Here is a 22,303-nt window from a genome sequence, read left to right on the forward strand (position 1 = left end):
AATCCTCTTCGCGGAGCCATTTCTTATAATTATAAATTTTATGTAGATAATTTTGTTAATTATCTACTTTTTTTATTGTTTAAAAAATAAAATGCTATCACTTCAAAAAAGTACAAACAGTGTTGTTATAAGATATTTTTATAAGGAAAGAATATTAGTTAATTTAAGAAATATAAATAGATATAAAGCTATATTATGGCTTTATTCTATTTATAATTGATTAAATATTATAAATATTCTAACATTTAGAGGAAATTTTGATAATGCATAGAATAAAATATATATTTAATACAATTTTATAAACTTAATACATCCAAATTAAATTTAGGGGGTACGCCTTATGAAAGAGTATAAAATTAATAATTTAAGAAATGTGGGAATAATTGGTCATAGTGGTTCGGGCAAAACAAGTTTGATGGAAAGTTTACTATATTATACTAAAGAGATTGATAGAATTGGAAAAATTGAGGATGGAACTACTGTAAGTGACTATGATGTAGAAGAAAAAAAGCGAGGAATATCTATTTCTACAGCTGTTGCTCATTGTGAATGGAAAGATGTTAAAATTAACTTAGTAGATATGCCAGGTTATTTTGATTTTGAAGGAGAAATAATTGAAGGACTAAGTGCTATCGATATGGCAATGATAACTGTGTGTGGAGTTGCAGGAATTGAGGTAGGAACAGAGAAGGCATGGAATTATGCAGTTGAGCGTAAATTACCGAGAGCTATATTTGTGAACAAATTAGACCGTGAGAATAGTAGCTTTGAAAAAGTTTTAGAGCAATTAAAAAACAAGTTTGGTATGTCTGTTGTGCCTATACAATACCCAATAGGAAAAGAAACAGAACTTAGGGGTATAGTAAATATTATATCTAATAGAGCTAGAATATTTAATCCTAAGACTCATACTATGGAAGAAGGAGAAATCCCAGAGGAGTTAAGAGATAAAGTGGAAGAGTGTAAACAAATGCTCATGGAAGCGGTAGCAGAAACTGATGAAGTTTTGTTAGATAAATATTTTAATGATGGGGAATTAAGTGAAGAAGATATATATCATGGGTTAATCAAAGGGTCATCTACAGGTGATATATGCCCTATAATGTGTGGTTCAGCTATAGCAAGTATAGGAACTGAAACATTATTAGAAGATATAGTAGAATGTTTTCCATCTCCAATAGAGACTAACTTATATATGGCTAAAGATATTAAAAACAATGCATTTATAAATATAAAAATCAATGAAAAAGAACCATTTTCTGCATTGGTATTTAAGACAATAGTTGATCCATTCATTGGTAAACTATCTATGTTTAGAGTTATAACAGGATCTGCAAAATCAGATACTGTTGTATTCAATTCATCTAAAGAAAAAGACGAAAAACTTGGATCTCTATATTTTATGAAAGGAAAAAAACAATATCCTACTACAGAAATAAAAGCTGGAGATATTGGAGCGGTTTCAAAATTACAATTTACTAGTACTGGAGATACCATATGTGCTTCAAACAGACCTATTGTGTTTAATAGAATGAAATTTCCGTTACCAGTATATTCTAGAGCTGTAATACCTAATACAAAGGGAGATGAAGATAAAATATCAAGTGGACTTTCAAAATTATTGGAAGAAGATCCTACATTCTCAATATCAAGAGATATAGAAAATGCTGAAGTAGTAATTTCAGGTATTGGTACAACACATCTAGAAGTTTTAGTAAGTAAATTGAAAAATAAATTTGGGGCAGATGTAAGTCTTAGAATTCCTAAAACGCCATATAGAGAAACAATCAAAAAAATTGCAGATGTACAGGGAAAACATAAGAAACAGTCAGGTGGACATGGACAATATGGAGATGTAAAGGTTAAATTTGAGCCTAGAAATGATGGTGAAGATGAATTAGAATTTGTTGATGCAGTAGTAGGAGGTGCTGTTCCTAGACAATATATACCAGCTGTAGAGAAGGGGCTTAGAGATTGTATACTTCATGGAGTACTTGCAGGATATCCAGTTATAAGATTAAAGGCAACATTACATGATGGTTCATTCCATCCAGTAGATTCCTCAGAAATGGCATTCAAAATAGCATCTTCTCTAGCTTATAAGAGAGGTCTTCAAGAGGCAAATCCAATTCTTTTAGAACCAATAATGTACCTAGAGATAGATATTCCAGATGATTATATGGGAGATGTTATAGCTGATATAAATAAAAAACGTGGAAGAATACTAGGAATGGAGCCGGGATTAAAGGGACAAAGAATAATTAGTGAAGTACCTCAAGCTGAATTGTATAACTATGCTACTGATTTAAGAAGTATAACAGGTGCTAGAGGAAGCTTTAGAAGTAAATTTGAAAGATATGAAGAAGTTCCAGGTGACTTAGTAGATAAAATTGTATCCGAAAATAAAAAGGAAGCATAAAAATAGTATAAATTTTGTGTAGATATTCTAATTTTATATAAATAGATAAACCTAGTGATAATAGAAATTTTATCACTGGGTTTATTTTTTGTGCAGTGGGTTAATATATAATTAATTACTTTTAGATATTTAATACTTCAAAGAATATATGACTTAAATAATAATGTATAAAAATATATGAACTTTAACAAACTATAAATAATTATATAATAGGGGGTTGTTTATGTCAGACTATAAAATGAATATATATGGACAGATTAGATTAAGCGATTATAGTTCTATACATGACTATATGGGAATAATTGGACCGTTAGATAACTTCCAAATTGAGATGAGCGAAGCCAAAGTAGAAGATGCAAAAGTATTATGTAACATTTTGGAAAGTGATAAATTTGATATAGTTGAGAGAGGAGGAAGAAATGATGGTAAGTACTATATTCATGCCACAAAACGAAGATGAAAAATTATTAAAAGATGAATTTGGAATTGGATCTCATAAAATTGTTGAGCAAAACGATAATCTTATGCTACTAGATGAGTTGTTTCATGATACAAAAGTGTTACCTAATAGAATACAATTAGAGAAATTTGATATTTATAAGGATTAATGTGCTAGTATAATTAGTAGGCTTTAGATAGTATGCAAGTATGTAAGTTTTAAGAGGACTTACTATTTGCATATTTTTTTACTTATATAAAAACCTTAATATTCTTAGATATGAATTCAATGTATAAGCATAGAATTTAAATGTGATATATTTGCATATTTAGATAAGTTATATTAAAATTGGTATATTAATAAGTTTTAATTTAGTGTAGGAGGAGAAGAAGTGACAACAACTGTATATTTAACTCGTCATGGACAAACTCAATGGAATGTAGAAGGGAGGATGCAAGGTTGGAATGACTCTCCTTTAACAGAGCTAGGAGTAAAACAAGCAGAATGGCTTGGAGAGAGATTAAAGGGAATTAATTTAGACAAGATATACTCAAGTTCTAGTGGTAGAGCCTATAAGACAGCAGAAATAATTAATGAAAATAAGAGTGTTGAACTTATAAGTCATGATGGACTAAGAGAATTGAAGTTAGGTAAATTCCAAGGATTGAACCAAGATGAAATAAAGAAAATGTATCCAGAGCAATATTATAATTATTGGAATAAACCAGAAATATATAAACCTGTAGGCGATGGAGAGACCATTGAAGAGCTCATTGAAAGAATTGATAAAGCAATTATGGATATTATAGAAGAAAATACAGGAAAAAATATTCTTATAGTTACACATACTATGCCTATAAAAGCATTACTTTGTAGTTTAGAAAATATCGATATAAGTAATTTTTGGATGGAGCCATACATAAAGCAGACAAGTCTTACAACTATAGAGTTTGATGATAAAATACATAAGATAGTGCAGTGTGCAGATATATCACACCATGAATATCAAGTGAAAGAATATAATGAATAGAAAGATAATCATTGGGGGATTGTTAAGTTATGGATAGTTTCTCGCTTAAACTATTGGCCTGTGTAACTATGCTAATTGATCATACAGGAGCCATATTTTTTCCAGAGATAATGTTTTTTAGAATCATTGGAAGAGTGGCATTTCCTATATATGCATTTTTAATAACAGAGGGATATAGTAGGACTAAGAATATAAAAAGATATATGTTTAGGCTATTTATTTTAGCTATCATATCACAAATACCTTACATGCTAGCATTTGAGACTAAAGGACTAAATGTATTTTTTACACTTCTTTCAGGAATATTTATTATGATAATACTAGACAAAAAAGTTCATTATTACAAGTTAAAGCATGATATTAAGATATCCAAAGAAGTATTTGATATTTCTATATATATAATTAAATTTGTCATTATATTAGGAATACTATATATCTTAGAGAAATTTCAATCTGATTATGCAATATATGGAGTTTGTATCATATTATGCTTTAAGATGTTTAAAGAGAATTTTAAAAAATTAACTCTTTCTATGATAGGATTGAATTTTTTATATACTATACCATATTTAAAATATTTTATGGAACCATTTGGAGTAAACTTTAGAGTTTTTCTTCAAGCAACTTGCATTAATAGTTTATTTTTTATTTATCATTACAATGGGAGTGAAGGTAAAAAAGTACAATTTCTATTTTATGGGTTTTATCCACTTCACTTATTAGTTTTAGTATATATTAGATATATTATAATATATGGTATATAATAATTATTGGGGTTTATAGAAAATAATGATGAAAAGGGGATTAATTATGAATAAGATTTTTTATGTTACTAACAGAAAAAAGTTAGGGGATGTGCTTTCTCAAAATTCTATAGCTATCTTTTTTGCTGGACAAGCTCCTTATAAGTCCGCAGATGAGACTTATCCATTTACACCAAACAGAAACTTTTATTATTTAACCGGTATTGATGAAGAAAAAGTAATTATGGTGATTATAAATATTAATGGCAAAGTGTCAGAAATGTTATTTATACAAGAGAATGATCCTGTTATGGCTAAATGGGTTGGCGAAACAATAAGTGAAGATAAAGCAAAAGAAGTTTCAGGTATAGAGGATATTAAGTTTTTAAAAGATTTTCAAAGTACTATTGCAAGTTATTTTGATAGATTTAATATTGATAATGTGTATTTAGATTTAGAAAGACAAGAATTTAATATTCCACAAACATCATCTCAAAATTTTGCGGTAGATATTATGAAAAGATATCCATATGTAAGAGTTAAAAATATATATCATGATATAGCTTTACTTAGAACTATAAAAAGAGAAGAAGAAATTGAATTAATTAAAAAAGCTATAGATATAACTTATGAAGGGATAAAAGAAATATGGAGTAATGCTAAACCAGGCATGAAAGAGTATGAAATTGAAGCATATTTTAATTATATTTTAAAGAAAAATGGAGTTAAGGATTTTGCATTTCCAACTATTGCAGCCACTGGAAAGAATGCAACTATACTTCATTATGTAGATAATAATACTAAGACTGAAGATGGAGAGCTTATGCTTTTAGACTTAGGGGCACAATATAAATATTACAATGGGGATATAAGTAGAACTTTTCCTATCAATGGGAAGTTTTCAGAAAGACAAAAAGAAGTATATAATATTGTATTAGAAGCTAATGAAACTGTTATGAAAGCAGTAAAACCAGGAATTACTACTGGTGAATTACAAGACATAACTAAAAGAGTTCTTGCTCAGGGATGTAAGAGAATTGGCCTTATAAAGGAAGACTCAGAGTTAAATAAATACTACTATCATGGTGTAGCACATCCATTAGGATTAGATACCCATGATGTAGGACCGAGAAGTATAGAGCTTAAACCAGGTATGATTATTACAGACGAGCCGGGACTTTATATAGAAGAAGAAGGTATAGGTGTTAGAATTGAAGATGATATTCTGGTTACAGAGGATGGTTATGTAAATCTTTCTGCTCATATAATTAAAAGTATAGAAGATATAGAAATGTTTATGAGTAAAAATAATGATTAATTTCTTAGAAGTGAAAGTTTTTTTGTTGAAGATTTATGTAGATTAATTAAAGAGTATTTTAATAAGTTCATAGAGAATTTAAGCTTCAGTAGAAGGAGTTTTTCTGCTGGGGCTTAAAACATGTTTATAGAACAATTTTTTTAATTTTACTAGGAGATATGGAGGAATTTTAATGTTAAAGAGATTTATATCTTATTACAAGCCACACAAAACTCTATTTATAATTGATATGATATGTGCATTTTTAGTAGCAGCCATGGATTTAGTATTTCCTATGTTTACAAATTACCTATTAAAGGATGCAATTCCTAATAAGAATCTAAGAACAATATTAATATTTACAATTGTCTTAGTATTATTGTATGTAGTTAAGCTTATAGCAAATTATATAATAGATTATTGGGGTCATGTAATGGGTGTAAGGCTTCAATATGATATGAGAAAAGAAGTTTTTGCCCATCTACAGACATTACCATTTAGCTATTTTGATGATAATAAGACTGGAAATATTATGTCACGTATTGTTAATGATCTAATGGATATTTCTGAGCTGGCACATCATGGACCGGAAGATGTATTTATTTCAATAATAATGCTTATAGGATCCTTTGGGTTACTATGTGCTATAAATATAAAATTAACATTAATAATATTTGCTTGTATACCTATAATTATAATATTTACGATGACTAAGAGAATGAAAATGTCCAAGGCATTTTATGATGTTAGAAAGAAGATAGCTGTAGTTAATACTAAGCTAGAAAATAGTATATCAGGAATAAGAGTTGCTAAATCTTTTACTAATGAAGAATATGAAATGGAAAAGTTTGATGAAGGAAATACTCAATTTAGAACTAGTAGATCTTCTGCTTATAAATATATGGCAGAGTTCATGTCTGGAATGAGATTTTTTGTAGACATGCTAAATGTAGTTGTTTTAGGGTTTGGAGGTTACTTCGTATATAAAGGGGAATTAGGCGTAATTGATCTATCTACTTATTTTTTATATGTAGCATATTTTATGCAACCAATAAGAAGATTAACATCATTTGTGGAACAATATCAATCAGGTATGTCAGGATTTAAGCGTTTTGTAGAGTTAATGGATACTAAACCAGACATAGTAGATAGTGATAATGCAAGAGAATTTAAAGATGTACAAGGTGAAATTGAGTTTAAAAATGCTACCTTTAAATATGAAGGTAGTGAAGAAATATTATCTAATATAAATTTAAAAATAGAAAAAGGTAAGACTTTAGCATTAGTTGGACCGTCTGGTGGTGGTAAAACAACTATTTGTCATTTAATTCCAAGATTTTACGAACTAAATAAAGGAGAAATTACCATTGATGGAGAAGATATTAAGGACATAACATTAAAGTCCTTGAGAAAAAACATAGGAATAGTACAGCAAGATGTATTTCTATTTACAGGAACTATAAAAGATAATATTCTCTATGGAAATCCTGAAGCTGACGATGATGAGGTTATTGAAGCAGCTAAAAATGCTAATATTCACGATTTTATCATGTCACTACCAGAAGGATATGAAACTTATGTAGGGGAAAGAGGAGTAAAGTTATCTGGGGGTCAAAAGCAAAGAATATCTATTGCAAGAGTATTTTTAAAGAATCCGCCTATATTAATATTAGATGAGGCTACATCAGCTCTTGATAATACTTCAGAGCTTATAATTCAAAAATCTTTAGAAAAGTTATCTAAGGGAAGAACATCTATTATAGTTGCTCATAGACTATCAACTGTTAAAAATGCAGATGAGATTGTAGTATTAACAAATAAGGGAATAGTTGAAAAAGGTGCTCACAAAGAATTGATTAATAGTGGTGAAATTTATGCTAGGTTGTATAACTCACAGTTTAATGGATATTTTAATGATTCGGAATTAGAGTTTTAAAATTATTAATGATATATCTTTAATAATCTAATCATATTATGTTATTTATTTAAGTAAAAATCATATGATAATATGATTTTTACTTAAAATAATCTATTATATGAAATTAAAGTTATTTATAATACTGGAGGAAAAGATGATTAGAAACAAAGAAAATATAGACAAACTATTAAATGATTTAAAGGAGTTTAGCTATGATAAAGATGGTGCTCTTATTGATGTAATTTTAAATGAAAATCTAAATGTTAAAATAAGATGTTATGAAGAAAAATGCATTAAAATAGAGTATTATGATTATGACAATGCTATATCTACTTTATACAAAGATAGAAAATATATAAATAAAGTGCTTTTCCAATAGGGAAGGTACTTTATTTATATACGTTTTCAAAAAATATATTTTAAAAATAATTACAAATTATGGTTTGTCATTGCTGGAATTGGATAGACTAAATATTATAGTATTAGCATTTTGCTATATAGATAAAGGGGTTAGTGTAATGTTTAATAAATATAATGATAGAGCAAGACAAGCATTGATGTATGCTCACGGAGAAGCGAAAAGATTTAGACATGGATATGTAGGCACTGAACATGTATTATTAGGTATTGTGGAAGAGGGCGGCATAGCAGCTAAGGCGCTAGAAAATATGTGTGTTGATGAAATAAAGATTAAAGATAAAATAGAAAAATTAGTTGGCTATGGTGAGGATGAGATATATCCAGAAGAGATATATTTTACTCCTAGAACTAAAAAGCTGATGGAAGTTAGTTTAGTAGAAGCCAGAAATTTAAATGATAAATTTGTATCTCCGGAGCATATATTATTAGCTATACTTAAAGAAGAAGAGGGCGTAGCTTATACAATATTAGATAATTTAGGAACAAACTTCAATGAGTTGCTAGGAATGTTATCCTACAATAAAAAACAATGTGAAATATCATTAAGTAGTAACTCTGACTTTCATGACAGTAGAACTGAAATGAAAATAGAGGAGCCATACAAGTCTAAAAGAAATAAAACTCCAATGATTGATAAGTATGGGAAGGATTTAACTAGATATGCTAGTGAAAATAAGCTTGATCCAGTTATAGGAAGAGAAAGGGATACAGAAAGAGTTTTAGAAATATTATGTAGGAGGCTAAAAAATAATCCATGTTTAATTGGAGATCCTGGAGTGGGCAAGACAGCCATAGTTGAGGGATTAGCACAAAAAATTCAAAGTGATGGTGTACCAGACATGTTATTAAATAAGAGAGTAATAAGTATAGACATGGCTTCTATGGTTGCAGGAGCAAAGTATAGAGGAGAATTTGAAGATAGGTTAAAATCTTTAATGGCTGAAGTTTGTAAGAGTGAGGATATTATTTTATTCATTGATGAAATTCATACTATAGTAGGAGCTGGTGGTGCGGAAGGGGCAATAGATGCTTCTAACATTTTAAAACCTGCCCTTGCAAGAGGTGAGCTTCAATGCATAGGAGCGACAACCGTAGATGAATATAGAAAGTATATTGAAAAGGATTCTGCTTTAGAAAGAAGATTTCAACCAATTATAATTGAAGAACCTTCTAAGGAAGATGCTATCCAAATACTTAAAGGGTTAAAGAATAAGTATGAAGAACATCATTCAATTAGAATTACAGATGAAGCTATAAGTGCAGCAGTAAATTTGTCAGATAGATATATATCAAATAGATACCTACCAGATAAAGCAATAGATCTTTTAGATGAAGCAGGGGCTAAAAGTAGAATAGAAAATTTACAAAGAAATGAAGTTGGAATTTTGGAGCAGAAGCTTAAGAAAAAAATTGAAGAAAAATCACAAGCAATAGATATTCAAGATTTTGAAAAGGCAGCATCCATTAGAGATGAAGAATATGAATTAAGACAACAATTAAACTCTAGAAAAAGAACGTTAGTAGAAAGTAATGAAGAAATCAAGATAACGGTAGATGAGGCAGAGATTGCAAAAGTTTTATCAACATGGACTAAAATACCTTTAGAGAAACTTACATCTAAAGAAACTGATAGATTATTAAATTTAGAGAACATTCTTCATAAAAGAGTTATAGGTCAGGATGAAGCTATTGAAGCTATTGCAAAGGCCATAAGGAGATCAAGGGTAGGACTAAGAGATTGCAAGAGACCTATAGGGAGTTTTATATTTCTAGGACCAACAGGGGTAGGAAAAACTGAATTATCTAAAGCGCTTGCAGAAACTATGTTTGATGATGAAAATTCAATAATTAGAATAGATATGACGGAATATATGGAGAAACACTCTGTATCAAAGCTAATTGGTTCACCACCAGGTTATATAGGGTTTAATGAAGGAGGTCAATTAACAGAGAAAGTTAGGAGAAGTCCATATTCGGTAATACTATTTGATGAACTAGAAAAGGCACATGAAGATATATTTAATATTTTACTTCAGGTACTGGAAGATGGAAGACTTACTGATTCTAAGGGAAGGGTTGTAGATTTTAGGAATACTATAATTATAATGACTTCTAATGCAGGAGCATCTACTATAAAAAAACACCGTTCTATAGGATTTGAAAGATTATCTGATGATAAAAATTGTGATAATGAATATAAAAATATGAAAGAAATTATACTTGGCGAAATAAAGAATATCTTTAAGCCAGAACTTTTAAATAGAATTGACGATATAGTAGTGTTTCATAAACTTAAAGATGAACACATAATTAAAATTGTTGATATAATCACAAATAATCTATGTGAAAGAGCTAAGCAAAATGATATTATATTAAGATTTACAGATGAAGCTAAAACATTCATAAGTAAACAAAAAAGAGATAAAGAGTACGGAGCTAGACCCTTAAGAAGAATTATAACTGATATGATTGAGGATAGACTATCTGATGAGATTCTTAAAGGAAATTTCAAAAAGAGTGATATCATACAAATAACAGTTGAAAAAGACGAGTTGAAGTTTATTAAGTGTAGCTAATTACTTCATTGTGTTTAAACAAAAATGGGTATATAATTATGATAGATATAATACCATATATTTTTAACCACTTTATATAAGTGGTTTTTTTATAGTTAAGAACAATATAATTTACTATATAAAATAATGGTTAAACTCATAGTATAATAAGTATTTTAATTAACTGTTAAGAAATAATAAATTAATATAAAAAATTTAAGGAGCAGATTATGGCAAAGATTAAAAAAGTATATATATGTAATGAGTGTGGCTATGAAGCTCCAAAGTGGTATGGAAAATGTCCTGGATGTAATAGCTGGAACACTATGGGAGAAGAAGTTAAAAGTGAAGCAGTAACTACTTTTAAAAGGTCAGTTACTATGTCTTCTGGAAATAAGCCAAAGAATATTACGGATGTAAAATCCAGTGAATATGAAAGGTTAGATACAGGAATTGGGGAATTAAATAGGGTTGTAGGTGGTGGACTTGTAAAGGGATCATTAACTTTAATATCTGGAGATCCTGGTATTGGTAAGTCTACTATATTGTTACAGAGTGCCAGTAATATTTCACTAAAGTATGGAAAAGTTCTGTATGTATCTGGAGAAGAGTCAGAAGAGCAAATAAAAATGAGAGCAGAACGTCTGAAAGCTACAGGAAAAGAACTTTATGTGGTATCGGAAACCAACATAGATATTATAGAAGAGCATATAACTGAAATGGAGCCAAAGTTTATAATAATAGATTCTATTCAAACATTATATAAACCAACTATTTCTTCTGCTCCAGGGAGTGTATCTCAGGTAAGAGAATGTACTAATGATTTAATGAGAATAGGAAAGACAAAGAATATTCCATTATTTATTGTTGCCCATGTAACTAAACAAGGAGAATTGGCTGGACCAAGAGTTCTTGAACATATGGTGGATACAGTTCTATATTTCGAGGGAGAGCGAACACAAGAGTTTAGAATATTAAGAACCATAAAAAATCGTTTTGGAACTACTAGTGAAATTGGTGTGTTTGAAATGAGAGAAAGTGGTCTTGAGGAAGTAAATGATGCATCTTCAGTATTTTTGCAAGAAAAATCTATGCAACAGGAAGGATCAGTAGTCATTGGGATAGTTGAAGGAACTAGACCTATTTTAGTAGAAATTCAAGCCTTAGCAAGTGAAACTAAAGCTCCGATGCCACGTAGAACTGCAGTAGGCGTTGATAACCAGAGATTAAGTTTGATATTAGCGGTATTAGAAAAAAAATTAAGAGTTCCTTTTTATAACAGTGATGTGTATGTTAACGTGGTAGGTGGACTTAACATTGACGGTACATATGGAGATTTAGGAATAGTTTTAGCGTTAATATCTAGTGTCAAAGCAAAGGAAATTAAAATAGAAAATTTATTAATTATAGGAGAAGTAGGGTTAACTGGAGAAGTTAGGCCTATAGCTCATGCAGAAAAAATTATAAATGAAGCAATAAAGATGGGCTTTACTAGTATAATACTACCCAATAAAAATAAAGCAAAAATAACTAATAAGGGAATAAATTTAATTGGAGTGGATACAGTTAGAGAAGCAGTGTCAAAGATTTTTTAATAATATATAAGAGAACAGTAAAGTGTTAAATTAATAATGGAGGAAAATAATGAGGGAACAAGAGCAAAAAGAACTTATGGAAATACTAAAAATTATGTCCCCGGGAACCCTACTGAGGGAAGGATTAGATAATATATTAAGAGCTAAAACTGGAGGATTAATAGTATTAAGTGATAGTAATGCCATATTAGATATGGTAGATGGAGGATTTTCAATAAAATCAGAATATACTCCAGCATATATATATGAACTAGCAAAGATGGATGGAGCTATAGTTATAAGTAGTGACTTAAAGAGGATATTATACGCTAATACACAGTTGATGCCAAATCCATCTATAACTACTCAAGAAACTGGAACTAGACATAGAACAGCTCAAAGAGTTGCAAAGGAAACTGGTGATATAGTAGTAGCAATATCTCAAAGAAGGAATATAATCACTGTATATAAAGATGATATAAAATATGTCCTTAGAGAAAGTAGTGATGTATTAGCTAAGGCTAATCAAGCTATTCAAACCTTAGAAAAATATCAGTTAGTTTTAGAAAGAGTAATAAGTAATCTAAACTTACTGGAGTTACAAGATTTATCGACCCTTTTAGATGTAGTCACAGCAATACAGAGAAATGAAATGGTTATGAGAATAGTTTGTGAGATAGAAACGTACATATGTGAATTGGGGAATGAAGGTAGACTTATATCTATGCAATTAGGAGAATTAATCAAGGGCGTTGAACAAGAGGGAGTATTTCTTGTGAGAGACTATTGTAGTGATGCTGAAAGATATCTTGATGTTTATAGGAATATAGAAAAGTTATCAGCTATAGAGTTATTGGATCTTGATATGATAGCTAAGGTATTAGGATATGGTGGTGTTCCTTTAGTGGATAATTTAATATCTACAAAAGGATATAGAATATTAAATAAAATACCTAGATTACCATCGGCAATTATAGAAAATCTAATAAAACATTTCGGAGAACTTCAAGTGGTAATGAAAGCATCTTATGATGAATTAGATTTAGTTGATGGGGTAGGAGAAGCAAGAGCCAAAACCATTAAAAATGGTCTAAGAAGATTAAAAGAGCAATTTATATTAGATAAACAAATATAGCACAAAGCAATTAAGTTTGTGCTATATTTGCTATCTTAAATTAATTTTATCGAAGGTAGTTATGTTTTTGTATTCAGTTAGAAGTACATCATATAAGTTTATATCTAAACTATTGCATAAGGAAGTTATATAGAATAAGTGATTGCCTATTTCTCGTTCGATGATTTTACGGCAATTATCACATAGCTCTCCTTGTATATGAGAACTAAGAGGTATTTCTAAATCATCTAAGGTTAATTTATCTATGGTGTTTTCCTTATCATCGTTCAATGAATAATTTATACCCTGTTTTTCAGCTTTAATTTTAACACAACCGCAACTAGTAACAGCTTTTACTACGGATCTGTTAACTCTACTTTCAGATTCCTGCAATTTGCTTAGTATGTCAAGTATACTTTTATGTCTTAATAAAGAACTATCTACAGAATTTTGAAATTCATCAAATATTAGATCCTTCATAACTTTCACTCCTTTATAAATAAAGTTACTTACTTGGAATACCTTTATTTATATAATATATCAATATTACTATTATTCATAGGGGGTAATTTTACTGTTAACAATTTATTTTATGTGAAGAAGTAGAAAATGTGAGTATTGACAAATATTTTTATATTGAAAATTATTTGTTAATTATTAATTGAGAATATCAAATATTTTAAATGTTAATATTATATACAGTTAATCAAATTTTAGTTAATATTCTAATAATCCATTGAAATGTATTTAATGATAATATATATTTAATTTAGTAGGATATTATGGAGAAAATTTGTAAATAATCACAATATAGGTTAAAAATTAAGGAGGTGCTGTGGTGTTAAAGAAAATATTAAGGGCTTTGTTTACCTTAATAGGAGGAACATTAGGATATGTTTTAGGTGCATGGGGAAATTCTACGGAACTTTTACCTAAGTTAGGAATAAACAATACAGGTTTTATTTCAATAATATTTGTTGTATTATGTATTATTTTTATTGGACTTATATTTTATTTTATTTCACCTTTTATAAACTCAGGAATTGTTAAAGCTATGGAATACTTAGAAAGGTCTGCTCAAAAGATTCCAATAGTAGATATTGTATTTGCAGGTATAGGAGCTTTAATTGGACTTATAATATCAGTATTATTATCTACACTTATTAGAGTGGATTCGATAATAATAACCATAATATCTGTAATTGTTACGGTAATAATTACTGTTTTATTTGCAGATATATGCGTAAGAAAAAAAGATGAAATTATACATGTGTTTACAAGCTTTAAAAAGCCTGGAGCTAATAAGGATTCTAAGATAAAGAATGTTGGAGATAAGTTAAGCCCTAAGGTGTTAGACACATCAGTAATAATTGATGGAAGAATATTTGATATATGTCAAAGTGGTTTTATTGAAAGTACTTTAGTAATTCCTACTTTTGTTTTAGATGAGCTTAGACATATTGCGGATTCCTCAGATTCTTTAAAAAGGACAAAAGGAAGAAGAGGATTAGATATACTTAATAAAATACAGAAAGAGTTAAGTATAGATGTAGAAATATGGGAAGGCGATTTTGAAGATATTAAGGAAGTAGATGTTAAATTACTTAAACTTGCTCAAGTATTGAATGGAAAGGTAATTACTAATGATTATAACTTAAATAAAGTTGCAGAACTTCAGGGAGTACCTGTATTAAATATTAATGAGTTAGCAAATGCTGTAAAACCTGTTTTATTACCAGGAGAAGTTATGAAAACACAGGTAATTAAAGATGGAAAAGAGTCAGGTCAAGGGGTTGCATATTTAGATGATGGAACTATGATTGTCATTGAAGAAGGTAGAAAATATATTGGTGAAAATATATTTGTAGTAGTTACTTCAGTACTTCAAACAGCAGCAGGAAGAATGATATTTGCAAAACCAAAGGAACAATAGTTTTTTATTAAGAAAAATTAAGCGCTAATTTATGATTAGTTTAAGGTTAATTTATTGGAGGAATTATGAGAAAAAATACAGCGATAATATTGGCTGCAGGACAAGGGAAAAGAATGGGATCAAATGTAAACAAGCAGTTTTTGACTTTGGCAGAAAAACCAGTATTATATCATACTATAAGGGCTTTTTCTGACAATAAAAATATAGATGATATTATAGTTCTGTGTGCAGAAGATGAGATGGAGTATTGTAAAAAGAATATAATTGAAAAATATGACCTTAAAAAAGTTAGAGCTTTAGTAAAAGGTGGCAAGGAAAGACAAGACTCTGTATACAATGGATTAAAGGCAATAGAACCTTGTGACATAGTATTAATCCACGATGGAGCTAGACCATTTGTTACTGAGAATATAATAAATGATGGCATTAAGAATGCTGAAAAATATGGTGCATGTACTTGTGGAGTTAAATCAAAGGACACTATAAAAATTAAGGATAAAGAAGGGTTTGCCAAGGAAACCTTAAATAGAGAGGATGCTTTTATAGTTCAAACCCCTCAGTGTTTTAAGTATGATATTATATTATTCTGCCATGAAAAATTAAGAAAGACTAAAGAGCAAGTTACTGATGATGCTATGGTTGTTGAAAAATTTGATAGAAAAGTATATCTTTATGAGGGTAGTTATTTAAATATAAAGCTTACAACTCCAGAAGATATGATAATTGGAGAAAATATTTTAAAAAATAAAATATAAATATGTAGGCAATATTTAAATATGTATGATATAATGATATTTATTAAAATTTAATATTAATATGTGATGAGGAAGAATAGTAGAAACATACCCACAGAGAGAAAATTCACCGGCTGAAAGATTTTCACACGTTTTGAACCTGCTTCTGAGCAGTAGTTTTAACTACCGGCATGAGCCGTTATAAAATGAAGTATAAATTTTAGGTGGTACCGCGATAGAATTCGCCCTAATTAGGGTGGGTTCTATTTTTTTATTAATAAATATAATTACGAGGTGAATGGAAGATGAAGTTATCAAAGATGTTAATAAGTACACTAAGAGAAGTTCCAGGTGAAGCAGAGATAGCAAGCCATCAACTTATGTTAAGAGCTGGAATGATAAGAAAATCAGCTACAGGAATATACACTTTCATGCCAAATGGAGTTAGAGTGTTAAAAAATGTAGAAAATATAGTTAGAGAAGAAATGGATAGAGCAGGTGCTCAAGAATTTTTAGCTTCTGCACTTATACCAGCAAATCTATGGCAAGAATCTGGAAGATGGGATGTAATGGGATCAGAGATGATTAGGCTTAAAGATCGAAATGGAAGAGATTTTTGTCTTGGACCAACCCATGAAGAAGTATTTACAGATTTAGCGAGAAATGAAATTAAATCTTATAAACAATTACCATTAAATCTTTATCAAATTCAAACCAAATATAGAGATGAGAGAAGACCTAGATTTGGAGTTATGAGGTCAAGAGAATTCATAATGAAAGATGCATATAGTTTTGATAAAGATAATGAAGGATTAGATATATCTTACATGAAGATGTATGAAGCATATAATAAGATATTTACTAGATGTGATTTAGAATTTAGCGCTGTTGAAGCAGATTCAGGAGCTATGGGAGGATCAGGTTCAGCAGAGTTTATGGTTAAATCTGATATAGGAGAGGATGAAATAGCTTTCTGTACTGGTTGTAATTATGCCGCGAATACAGAAAAGGCTACATCTAAACTGGAAGATGCAGAGAAAGAAGAAGAAAAGGAATTAAAGAAGATAGCAACTCCAGATGTAAGAACTATAGAAGAGTTAGTAACTTTCTTTAATACTAGTAACAAGAAGTTTGCAAAGACTCTAATATATAAAGCTGATGGCAAAGTTGTGGCAGTAATGGTTAGAGGAGATAGAAGCTTAAATGAAACTAAGGTTTCTAATGCATTAGGTGGAATTATGGAATTAGAAATGGCAGCTGCAGAAACTGTCTTAAAGGCTACATCAGCAGAAATAGGATTTGCTGGTCCAATTGGATTACAAGTAGATACACTACTTGTAGATGAAGAAGTTACTAGAATGAGTAATTTTATAGTTGGAGCTAATGATACAGGATATCACTATGAAAATGTAAATTATGAAAGAGATTTTAACGGCATAGTAGGAGATTATAAACTCGTAGCAGAGGGGGATATGTGTCCTAAGTGTGGAAGCCCAATAAATATTAGAAGAGGGGTAGAGGTTGGACATATATTTAAGCTTGGAACTAAGTATTCAGAATCTATGGGAGCTAACTATTTAGATGAAAATGGTAAAGAGAAACCTCTAGTAATGGGATGTTATGGAATTGGTATTAATAGGACTGTAGCAGCTATAATTGAACAGCATCATGATGAAAATGGAATCCTTTGGCCAATGGCTGTTGCTCCATATAAAGTAATAGTAATGCCTGCTAATGTTAAAAATGAAGAACAAATGAATAGAGCGGAGAAAATCTATGAGGATCTTAAAACTAAAGGAGTAGATGTACTTTTAGATGATAGAAATGAAAGAGTTGGAGTTAAGTTTAAGGATGCTGACTTAATTGGAATTCCAATAAGAGTAACAGTAGGTAAAAAAGTAGTTGAAGATATAGTTGAATTTAAGTTAAGAAAAAATCAAGATATTGAAGAAGTAAATATAGAAGATGTAGTAGACAGAATAGAAAAAGAGTTTATAGCAAATAATTTAAAATTTTAATCATTTGCTATAAAGTAAATTATTTCATTGTAAGTAAATAGGACTGTATTAATAAAATATAGTCCTATTTTACTATAATTTTTAATATTGGTTTCTAGAAGACCATGTGGTTAATCAAAGTAATAAAATTTAAAGAGAATTTATATTTTCATATAATATATATTCAACTATATAAATATGTTAATAGGAAACTATATAAATATATAACTAGTTGTTGTGGACTCAAGGGGTTCAGAGATTTTGTTATTTTAAAAGAAATGAAAATAGCCAATGATATTCTATCACTGTAATTTTCAATAGGGCCTATTAGAAATAGAAGAAAAAGATGAAGACAGTGAATAATTAGGGTTATTAATAACTATATTTTTTAATAATTCATTAATAAGAATTGTGTTAGGGAAAAGTTAGATTTGACTATGAAATCTTGAAAATATATAATTATTATGTTTAATTATTATAATAGGATTTATCTCATTAAGGAGAAAAATATGGAATTTGATTTATTGAAAGAAAAATTTAGTGCAAAAGAAGCACATTTAATAAACCCATTAACTCTTGCATTTATAGGTGATGCTGTGTATGAAGTGTTTATAAGAACCTATTTATTAGGGGAAAATAAATCATTGAAAGTACAGCAGTTGCATTTAAAAACTGTTAATTTTGTCAAAGCAAAATCACAGAGTAATTATGCAAAATTAATTTTAGATGTGTTTGACGAAGAGGAAATGTCAGTTTTTAAGAGAGGAAGAAATACTAAATCTAGTGCTCCTAAGAACGCAGATGTTGGTGATTATAGATGGGCAACAGGATTTGAAGCTGTAATAGGATATTTGTACATTTCAGGAAAGAATGACAGATTAAATTATTTGCTTAATAAAATTATTGAAATGAGTGATAATAATGATAAAAGTTAAACTTATGGAGTTTACTCCAAATCCAGAAAAAGTAGTAGCTGCAGCAGCTAAATTATGTTATAGTTCAGTAGGAATTGAGGAAATAACAGAAGGGTTAGATGAAGAAACTACAAGTAAATTTATAAAAATGTTGAATAGTTATGGTCATAACTCTCCAGTTGAACATGTAAGCTTTACTTTTGGTATTGAGGGCGTATCCAGAAGCTTAACACATCAATTGGTTAGACATAGAGTTGCTTCTTATTCTCAGCAAAGTCAAAGATATGTTAAGTTAGATGCTTTTGAATATATAATTCCACCATCTATAGCAAAAGATGAGAAGTGTAAGGCTATCTTCGTAGAGGCGATGAAAAAAGATCAGGAAGACTATGATAAATTAGTTGAAGTGCTTAAAGCTTCTAATTTAGATGTATATATTAATGAACATAAAGCAAGAAAAAAATGTGAAGAAATCACAGAAAAAGAGATGAAATCATTAAAGTCCAAAGCAGAAAAAAGTGCTATTGAGGATGCTAGATATATATTTCCTAATGCATGTGCAACTAAAATTGTAGTTACAATGAATGCTAGAGAGCTTATGCATTTCTTTAGTCATAGATGCTGTATGAGAGCTCAATGGGAAATAAGGGATTTAGCAGATGCTATGCTTAAGGAAGTAAAAAAAGTAGCACCAAATTTATTTGAAGGATGCGGTCCTAGTTGTGTAAAGGAAAGTTGTTCAGAAGGAGCTATGACTTGTGGTAAGGCTATAGAAATAAGAAATAAGTACTTATCTATATAAAATGTAAATTGATATAGAAATAGATGATAGGAGTGATATAAGGATGGAAGATAAAAGACAAGGTAGTAAAAATGCTAGACCTAAACGTATAGGGAAAAATAGAAGAGATAATAATAGATTTGTAGGTGATGTAAATAGTGAAAGAAGAAATAATCAATCCTACAGAAATGAAAACATACAAAGCAATATAAAAGTTGAAAATTTCAATGCAACCTCAAGAGAAGATATGATTGAAGGTAGAAATGCGGTTATTGAAGCTCTAAAATCTGATAGAACAATAGAATATATAATGATAGCACAAGGAGATACTAAAGGATCCATAAGTGTAATTACAGCATTAGCTAAAGAAAAATCTGTAGTAGTTAAATATGTGGATAGAGCAAAACTAGATGGTATAAGTGAAACCGCTGCACATCAAGGGGTAATTGCAATAGTAACTCCATACAATTATTGTGGTATAGTAGATATAATTAATAACGCTAAGGAAAAAGGGGAAGATCCCTTTATATTAGTATTAGATGAAATTGAAGATCCTCATAATTTTGGGTCCATAATAAGAATAGCAGAAGTTTGTGGAGTACATGGGATAATAATTCCAAAAAGAAAAAATGTAGGAGTTACACCTACTGTTTATAAAACTTCAGCTGGGGCTACGGAATACATAAAAATTGCTAAAGTTACAAATATAAATGTAGCTATAGATGAACTAAAGGAATCTGGGATATGGGTATATGGAGCAGATATGCATGGGACCCAATACTGCTATGATTCGGACTTAAAAGGACCTATAGCTTTAGTTATAGGAAGTGAAGGAAAAGGTATTTCAAAGCTAACTAAATCAAAGTGCGATGTGTTGGTTAAAATACCTATGGTAGGAAAGGTTAATTCATTAAATGCATCAGTAGCATGTGGAATGATAGCATATGAAATATTAAAACAAAGATTGAAATAGAAGTAAATGGGGTATAGAGTTGAAGCAAATTTTTGTGGATGGGTATAATGTAATTAATAGCTGGCCAGAATTAAATACTATAAAGGACTATAGTTACGAAGCTGCAAGAAATAAGCTTATTGACTTACTTCTTAACTATGCAGCCTTTAAAGGGTGCAGAATAACACTAGTATTTGATGCACATATGGTAAAGGGAAGTATAGAAAAAAAGGATAGAAAAGGAAATTTGACTATAGTTTTTACAAAGCATGATGAAACTGCGGATAGTTATATAGAGAGGACTGTAAATCATATAGGGAGAAAATCAGAGGTCTATGTTGTAACATCTGATTCTCTAGAGCAACAGTTAATATTTCAAAGAGGTGCTAATAGAGTATCATCTATAGAGTTTTACAGTTGGATTGAGGAAACAAACAGAAAGATATCTAGGCAGTGTGAGAACAAGAGTTTTCATAATAGAAATCTTTTTGAGGAGGCCATAGATAAAGAAGTGGCAGAAAAGCTAGAAAAGATAAGAAGAAGTAGATAATATATCTTGACTATCTAAATTTTGTTAATGTATAATTCTAGTTAGGGTCATTTATGCTTTGGGGGGGATATTGTTGGGAAATACAAGTGGCAATGATGAGTTAAACTCCATGTTTACGGGTAAAAAAGATGAAGATATAGTAGCTCTGGCTAAGACGGGAAACAATAGAGCCCTAGAATATCTTCTTTGTAAATATCAGAACTTTGTGAAAGCTAAAGCAAAATCATATTTTTTGATTGGTGCTGATAAAGAAGATATATATCAAGAAGGTATGATTGGTTTATTTAAAGCTATAAGAGATTTTAAGGATGATAAGTTAGCATCTTTTAAGGTTTTTGCAGAATTGTGCATAACAAGACAGATAATCACTGCTGTAAAAACTGCCACAAGACAAAAACATATTCCACTAAATACTTATATATCACTGAATAAGCCTATATATGACGAAGAATCAGATAGAACTCTATTAGATATATTATCAGGTATAAGGGTATCTGATCCCGAAGAATTGATAATAGATAGAGAAGAGATGGAGAACATAGAAAGTAAGATACAAGAAGTATTGTCAGGCTTAGAAATGGAAGTTTTGAATTCTTATCTTGATGGTAAATCTTATCAAGAAATTGCCAGCGATTTAGATAGGCAAGCAAAATCTATTGATAATGCACTTCAGAGAGTAAAACGTAAACTTGAAAAGTGTTTAGAACAAAGATGAAATCGTATTGACAAACAAAAAAAAATCATTTATAATAAGGAACTGACAAAAATATTTTAAAATAAATACATTATGTATTGAATGCTCATATAGCTCAGTAGGTAGAGCGTCACCTTGGTAAGGTGGAGGTCACCGGTTCAATCCCGGTTATGAGCTCCAGTTATTTTGCAACACACGTGGATAAGTTTACATTAAAAAAGTGAAAATAAAAATGTTTT

The 22,303-nt window shown here is 29.7% G+C and carries 20 protein-coding genes and 1 tRNA gene; 20 read left to right on the forward strand and 1 reads right to left on the reverse strand.

The annotated features are described in order from the left end of the window. Nucleotides 1-340 precede the first annotated feature (340 nt). From fusA to disA, 11 genes are all read left to right on the forward strand, one after another. Nucleotides 341-2,419: an elongation factor G gene (gene fusA, locus B3B03_RS00815; RefSeq protein WP_346849270.1), complete on the forward strand. Its 2,079-nt coding sequence runs from the start codon at nucleotides 341-343 to the stop codon at nucleotides 2,417-2,419. Nucleotides 2,420-2,642: 223 nt separating this feature from the next. Next, nucleotides 2,643-2,879 (forward strand): hypothetical protein, encoded by a 237-nt coding sequence (locus B3B03_RS00820; RefSeq protein ID WP_035135200.1) that lies wholly within the window; start codon nucleotides 2,643-2,645, stop codon nucleotides 2,877-2,879. Further along, nucleotides 2,839-3,027, forward strand: coding sequence for a hypothetical protein (locus tag B3B03_RS00825; RefSeq protein ID WP_346849271.1), 189 nt, complete (start codon nucleotides 2,839-2,841; stop codon nucleotides 3,025-3,027). The genes B3B03_RS00820 and B3B03_RS00825 overlap by 41 nt, the downstream gene beginning before the upstream one ends. 222 nt (nucleotides 3,028-3,249) lie before the next feature. Further along, on the forward strand, nucleotides 3,250-3,888 hold the full coding sequence (locus B3B03_RS00830) for a histidine phosphatase family protein (RefSeq protein ID WP_346876249.1): 639 nt from the start codon (nucleotides 3,250-3,252) through the stop codon (nucleotides 3,886-3,888). 29 nt (nucleotides 3,889-3,917) lie between these two features. Beyond that, on the forward strand, nucleotides 3,918-4,652 hold the full coding sequence (locus B3B03_RS00835) for a TraX family protein (protein ID WP_346849273.1): 735 nt from the start codon (nucleotides 3,918-3,920) through the stop codon (nucleotides 4,650-4,652). Between the two features lie 46 nt (nucleotides 4,653-4,698). Beyond that, a complete protein-coding gene (locus tag B3B03_RS00840; RefSeq protein WP_346876250.1) occupies nucleotides 4,699-5,949 on the forward strand; it encodes an aminopeptidase P family protein in 1,251 nt (416 codons plus the stop codon). Nucleotides 5,950-6,121: 172 nt separating this feature from the next. Further along, a complete protein-coding gene (locus tag B3B03_RS00845) occupies nucleotides 6,122-7,864 on the forward strand; it encodes an ABC transporter ATP-binding protein (protein ID WP_346876251.1) in 1,743 nt (580 codons plus the stop codon). 136 nt (nucleotides 7,865-8,000) lie between these two features. Next, nucleotides 8,001-8,225 (forward strand): hypothetical protein, encoded by a 225-nt coding sequence (locus B3B03_RS00850; RefSeq protein WP_035135188.1) that lies wholly within the window; start codon nucleotides 8,001-8,003, stop codon nucleotides 8,223-8,225. A gap of 139 nt (nucleotides 8,226-8,364) precedes the next feature. After that, on the forward strand, nucleotides 8,365-10,842 hold the full coding sequence (locus tag B3B03_RS00855; RefSeq protein ID WP_346849276.1) for an ATP-dependent Clp protease ATP-binding subunit: 2,478 nt from the start codon (nucleotides 8,365-8,367) through the stop codon (nucleotides 10,840-10,842). Nucleotides 10,843-11,051: 209 nt separating this feature from the next. After that, the gene (radA, locus tag B3B03_RS00860; protein WP_346849277.1) at nucleotides 11,052-12,416 is read left to right on the forward strand and encodes a DNA repair protein RadA; all 1,365 of its coding nucleotides are present in this window, start codon (nucleotides 11,052-11,054) and stop codon (nucleotides 12,414-12,416) included. A 49-nt stretch (nucleotides 12,417-12,465) separates the two neighbouring features. Beyond that, the gene (gene disA / locus B3B03_RS00865) at nucleotides 12,466-13,530 is read left to right on the forward strand and encodes a DNA integrity scanning diadenylate cyclase DisA (RefSeq protein ID WP_346849278.1); all 1,065 of its coding nucleotides are present in this window, start codon (nucleotides 12,466-12,468) and stop codon (nucleotides 13,528-13,530) included. A 30-nt stretch (nucleotides 13,531-13,560) separates the two neighbouring features. Here the strand turns inward: disA and B3B03_RS00870 are convergent, their stop codons facing one another. Next, a complete protein-coding gene (locus B3B03_RS00870) occupies nucleotides 13,561-13,989 on the reverse strand; it encodes a hypothetical protein (protein WP_035135181.1) in 429 nt (142 codons plus the stop codon). 358 nt (nucleotides 13,990-14,347) lie between these two features. Between B3B03_RS00870 and B3B03_RS00875 the strand changes: the two genes are divergently transcribed. The 9 genes from B3B03_RS00875 to B3B03_RS00915 all read left to right on the forward strand — a co-directional run bounded on the left by B3B03_RS00875 (nucleotide 14,348) and on the right by B3B03_RS00915 (nucleotide 22,244). Further along, nucleotides 14,348-15,442 (forward strand): PIN domain-containing protein, encoded by a 1,095-nt coding sequence (locus B3B03_RS00875; RefSeq protein ID WP_150843588.1) that lies wholly within the window; start codon nucleotides 14,348-14,350, stop codon nucleotides 15,440-15,442. Nucleotides 15,443-15,507: 65 nt separating this feature from the next. Further along, the gene (ispD, locus tag B3B03_RS00880; RefSeq protein WP_346849279.1) at nucleotides 15,508-16,197 is read left to right on the forward strand and encodes a 2-C-methyl-D-erythritol 4-phosphate cytidylyltransferase; all 690 of its coding nucleotides are present in this window, start codon (nucleotides 15,508-15,510) and stop codon (nucleotides 16,195-16,197) included. A 284-nt stretch (nucleotides 16,198-16,481) separates the two neighbouring features. Beyond that, nucleotides 16,482-18,194, forward strand: coding sequence for a proline--tRNA ligase (locus B3B03_RS00885; protein WP_346876252.1), 1,713 nt, complete (start codon nucleotides 16,482-16,484; stop codon nucleotides 18,192-18,194). A 488-nt stretch (nucleotides 18,195-18,682) separates the two neighbouring features. Continuing rightward, nucleotides 18,683-19,108, forward strand: a complete 426-nt coding sequence (locus B3B03_RS00890) for a Mini-ribonuclease 3 (protein WP_346876253.1) — start codon at nucleotides 18,683-18,685, stop codon at nucleotides 19,106-19,108. Continuing rightward, nucleotides 19,092-19,889, forward strand: coding sequence for an FAD-dependent thymidylate synthase (thyX, locus tag B3B03_RS00895; protein ID WP_346876254.1), 798 nt, complete (start codon nucleotides 19,092-19,094; stop codon nucleotides 19,887-19,889). Before B3B03_RS00890 ends, thyX begins: the two co-directional genes overlap by 17 nt. A 226-nt stretch (nucleotides 19,890-20,115) precedes the next feature. Continuing rightward, nucleotides 20,116-20,841 (forward strand): 23S rRNA (guanosine(2251)-2'-O)-methyltransferase RlmB, encoded by a 726-nt coding sequence (gene rlmB / locus B3B03_RS00900; protein WP_346867662.1) that lies wholly within the window; start codon nucleotides 20,116-20,118, stop codon nucleotides 20,839-20,841. A gap of 19 nt (nucleotides 20,842-20,860) precedes the next feature. After that, entirely contained in the window at nucleotides 20,861-21,370 is a 510-nt protein-coding gene (locus B3B03_RS00905) for an NYN domain-containing protein (protein ID WP_035135170.1), read from the forward strand. 109 nt (nucleotides 21,371-21,479) lie between these two features. Beyond that, on the forward strand, nucleotides 21,480-22,085 hold the full coding sequence (gene sigH / locus B3B03_RS00910; RefSeq protein WP_051824237.1) for an RNA polymerase sporulation sigma factor SigH: 606 nt from the start codon (nucleotides 21,480-21,482) through the stop codon (nucleotides 22,083-22,085). Between the two features lie 83 nt (nucleotides 22,086-22,168). Beyond that, nucleotides 22,169-22,244 (forward strand) — tRNA-Thr (locus B3B03_RS00915). The last annotated feature ends 59 nt before the right edge of the window (nucleotides 22,245-22,303 follow it).

Origin of the sequence: Clostridium sp. UBA5712, assembly GCF_002419845.1 — a bacterium.
GTDB lineage: Bacteria > Bacillota > Clostridia > Clostridiales > Clostridiaceae > Clostridium_J > Clostridium_J sulfidigenes.

What these genes read in the sequence shown, in the direction of transcription:
- fusA (WP_346849270.1), top strand. Translation starts at nt 341, where the DNA reads ATGAAAGAGTATAAAATTAATAATTTAAGAAATGTGGGAATAATTGGT.
- B3B03_RS00820 (WP_035135200.1), top strand. Translation starts at nt 2,643, where the DNA reads ATGTCAGACTATAAAATGAATATATATGGACAGATTAGATTAAGCGAT.
- B3B03_RS00825 (WP_346849271.1), top strand. Translation starts at nt 2,839, where the DNA reads ATGATGGTAAGTACTATATTCATGCCACAAAACGAAGATGAAAAATTA.
- B3B03_RS00835 (WP_346849273.1), top strand. Translation starts at nt 3,918, where the DNA reads ATGGATAGTTTCTCGCTTAAACTATTGGCCTGTGTAACTATGCTAATT.
- B3B03_RS00840 (WP_346876250.1), top strand. Translation starts at nt 4,699, where the DNA reads ATGAATAAGATTTTTTATGTTACTAACAGAAAAAAGTTAGGGGATGTG.
- B3B03_RS00845 (WP_346876251.1), top strand. Translation starts at nt 6,122, where the DNA reads ATGTTAAAGAGATTTATATCTTATTACAAGCCACACAAAACTCTATTT.
- B3B03_RS00850 (WP_035135188.1), top strand. Translation starts at nt 8,001, where the DNA reads ATGATTAGAAACAAAGAAAATATAGACAAACTATTAAATGATTTAAAG.
- B3B03_RS00855 (WP_346849276.1), top strand. Translation starts at nt 8,365, where the DNA reads ATGTTTAATAAATATAATGATAGAGCAAGACAAGCATTGATGTATGCT.
- radA (WP_346849277.1), top strand. Translation starts at nt 11,052, where the DNA reads ATGGCAAAGATTAAAAAAGTATATATATGTAATGAGTGTGGCTATGAA.
- disA (WP_346849278.1), top strand. Translation starts at nt 12,466, where the DNA reads ATGAGGGAACAAGAGCAAAAAGAACTTATGGAAATACTAAAAATTATG.
- B3B03_RS00870 (WP_035135181.1), bottom strand. Translation starts at nt 13,989, where the DNA reads ATGAAGGATCTAATATTTGATGAATTTCAAAATTCTGTAGATAGTTCT.
- ispD (WP_346849279.1), top strand. Translation starts at nt 15,508, where the DNA reads ATGAGAAAAAATACAGCGATAATATTGGCTGCAGGACAAGGGAAAAGA.
- B3B03_RS00885 (WP_346876252.1), top strand. Translation starts at nt 16,482, where the DNA reads ATGAAGTTATCAAAGATGTTAATAAGTACACTAAGAGAAGTTCCAGGT.
- B3B03_RS00890 (WP_346876253.1), top strand. Translation starts at nt 18,683, where the DNA reads ATGGAATTTGATTTATTGAAAGAAAAATTTAGTGCAAAAGAAGCACAT.
- rlmB (WP_346867662.1), top strand. Translation starts at nt 20,116, where the DNA reads ATGATTGAAGGTAGAAATGCGGTTATTGAAGCTCTAAAATCTGATAGA.
- sigH (WP_051824237.1), top strand. Translation starts at nt 21,480, where the DNA reads ATGTTTACGGGTAAAAAAGATGAAGATATAGTAGCTCTGGCTAAGACG.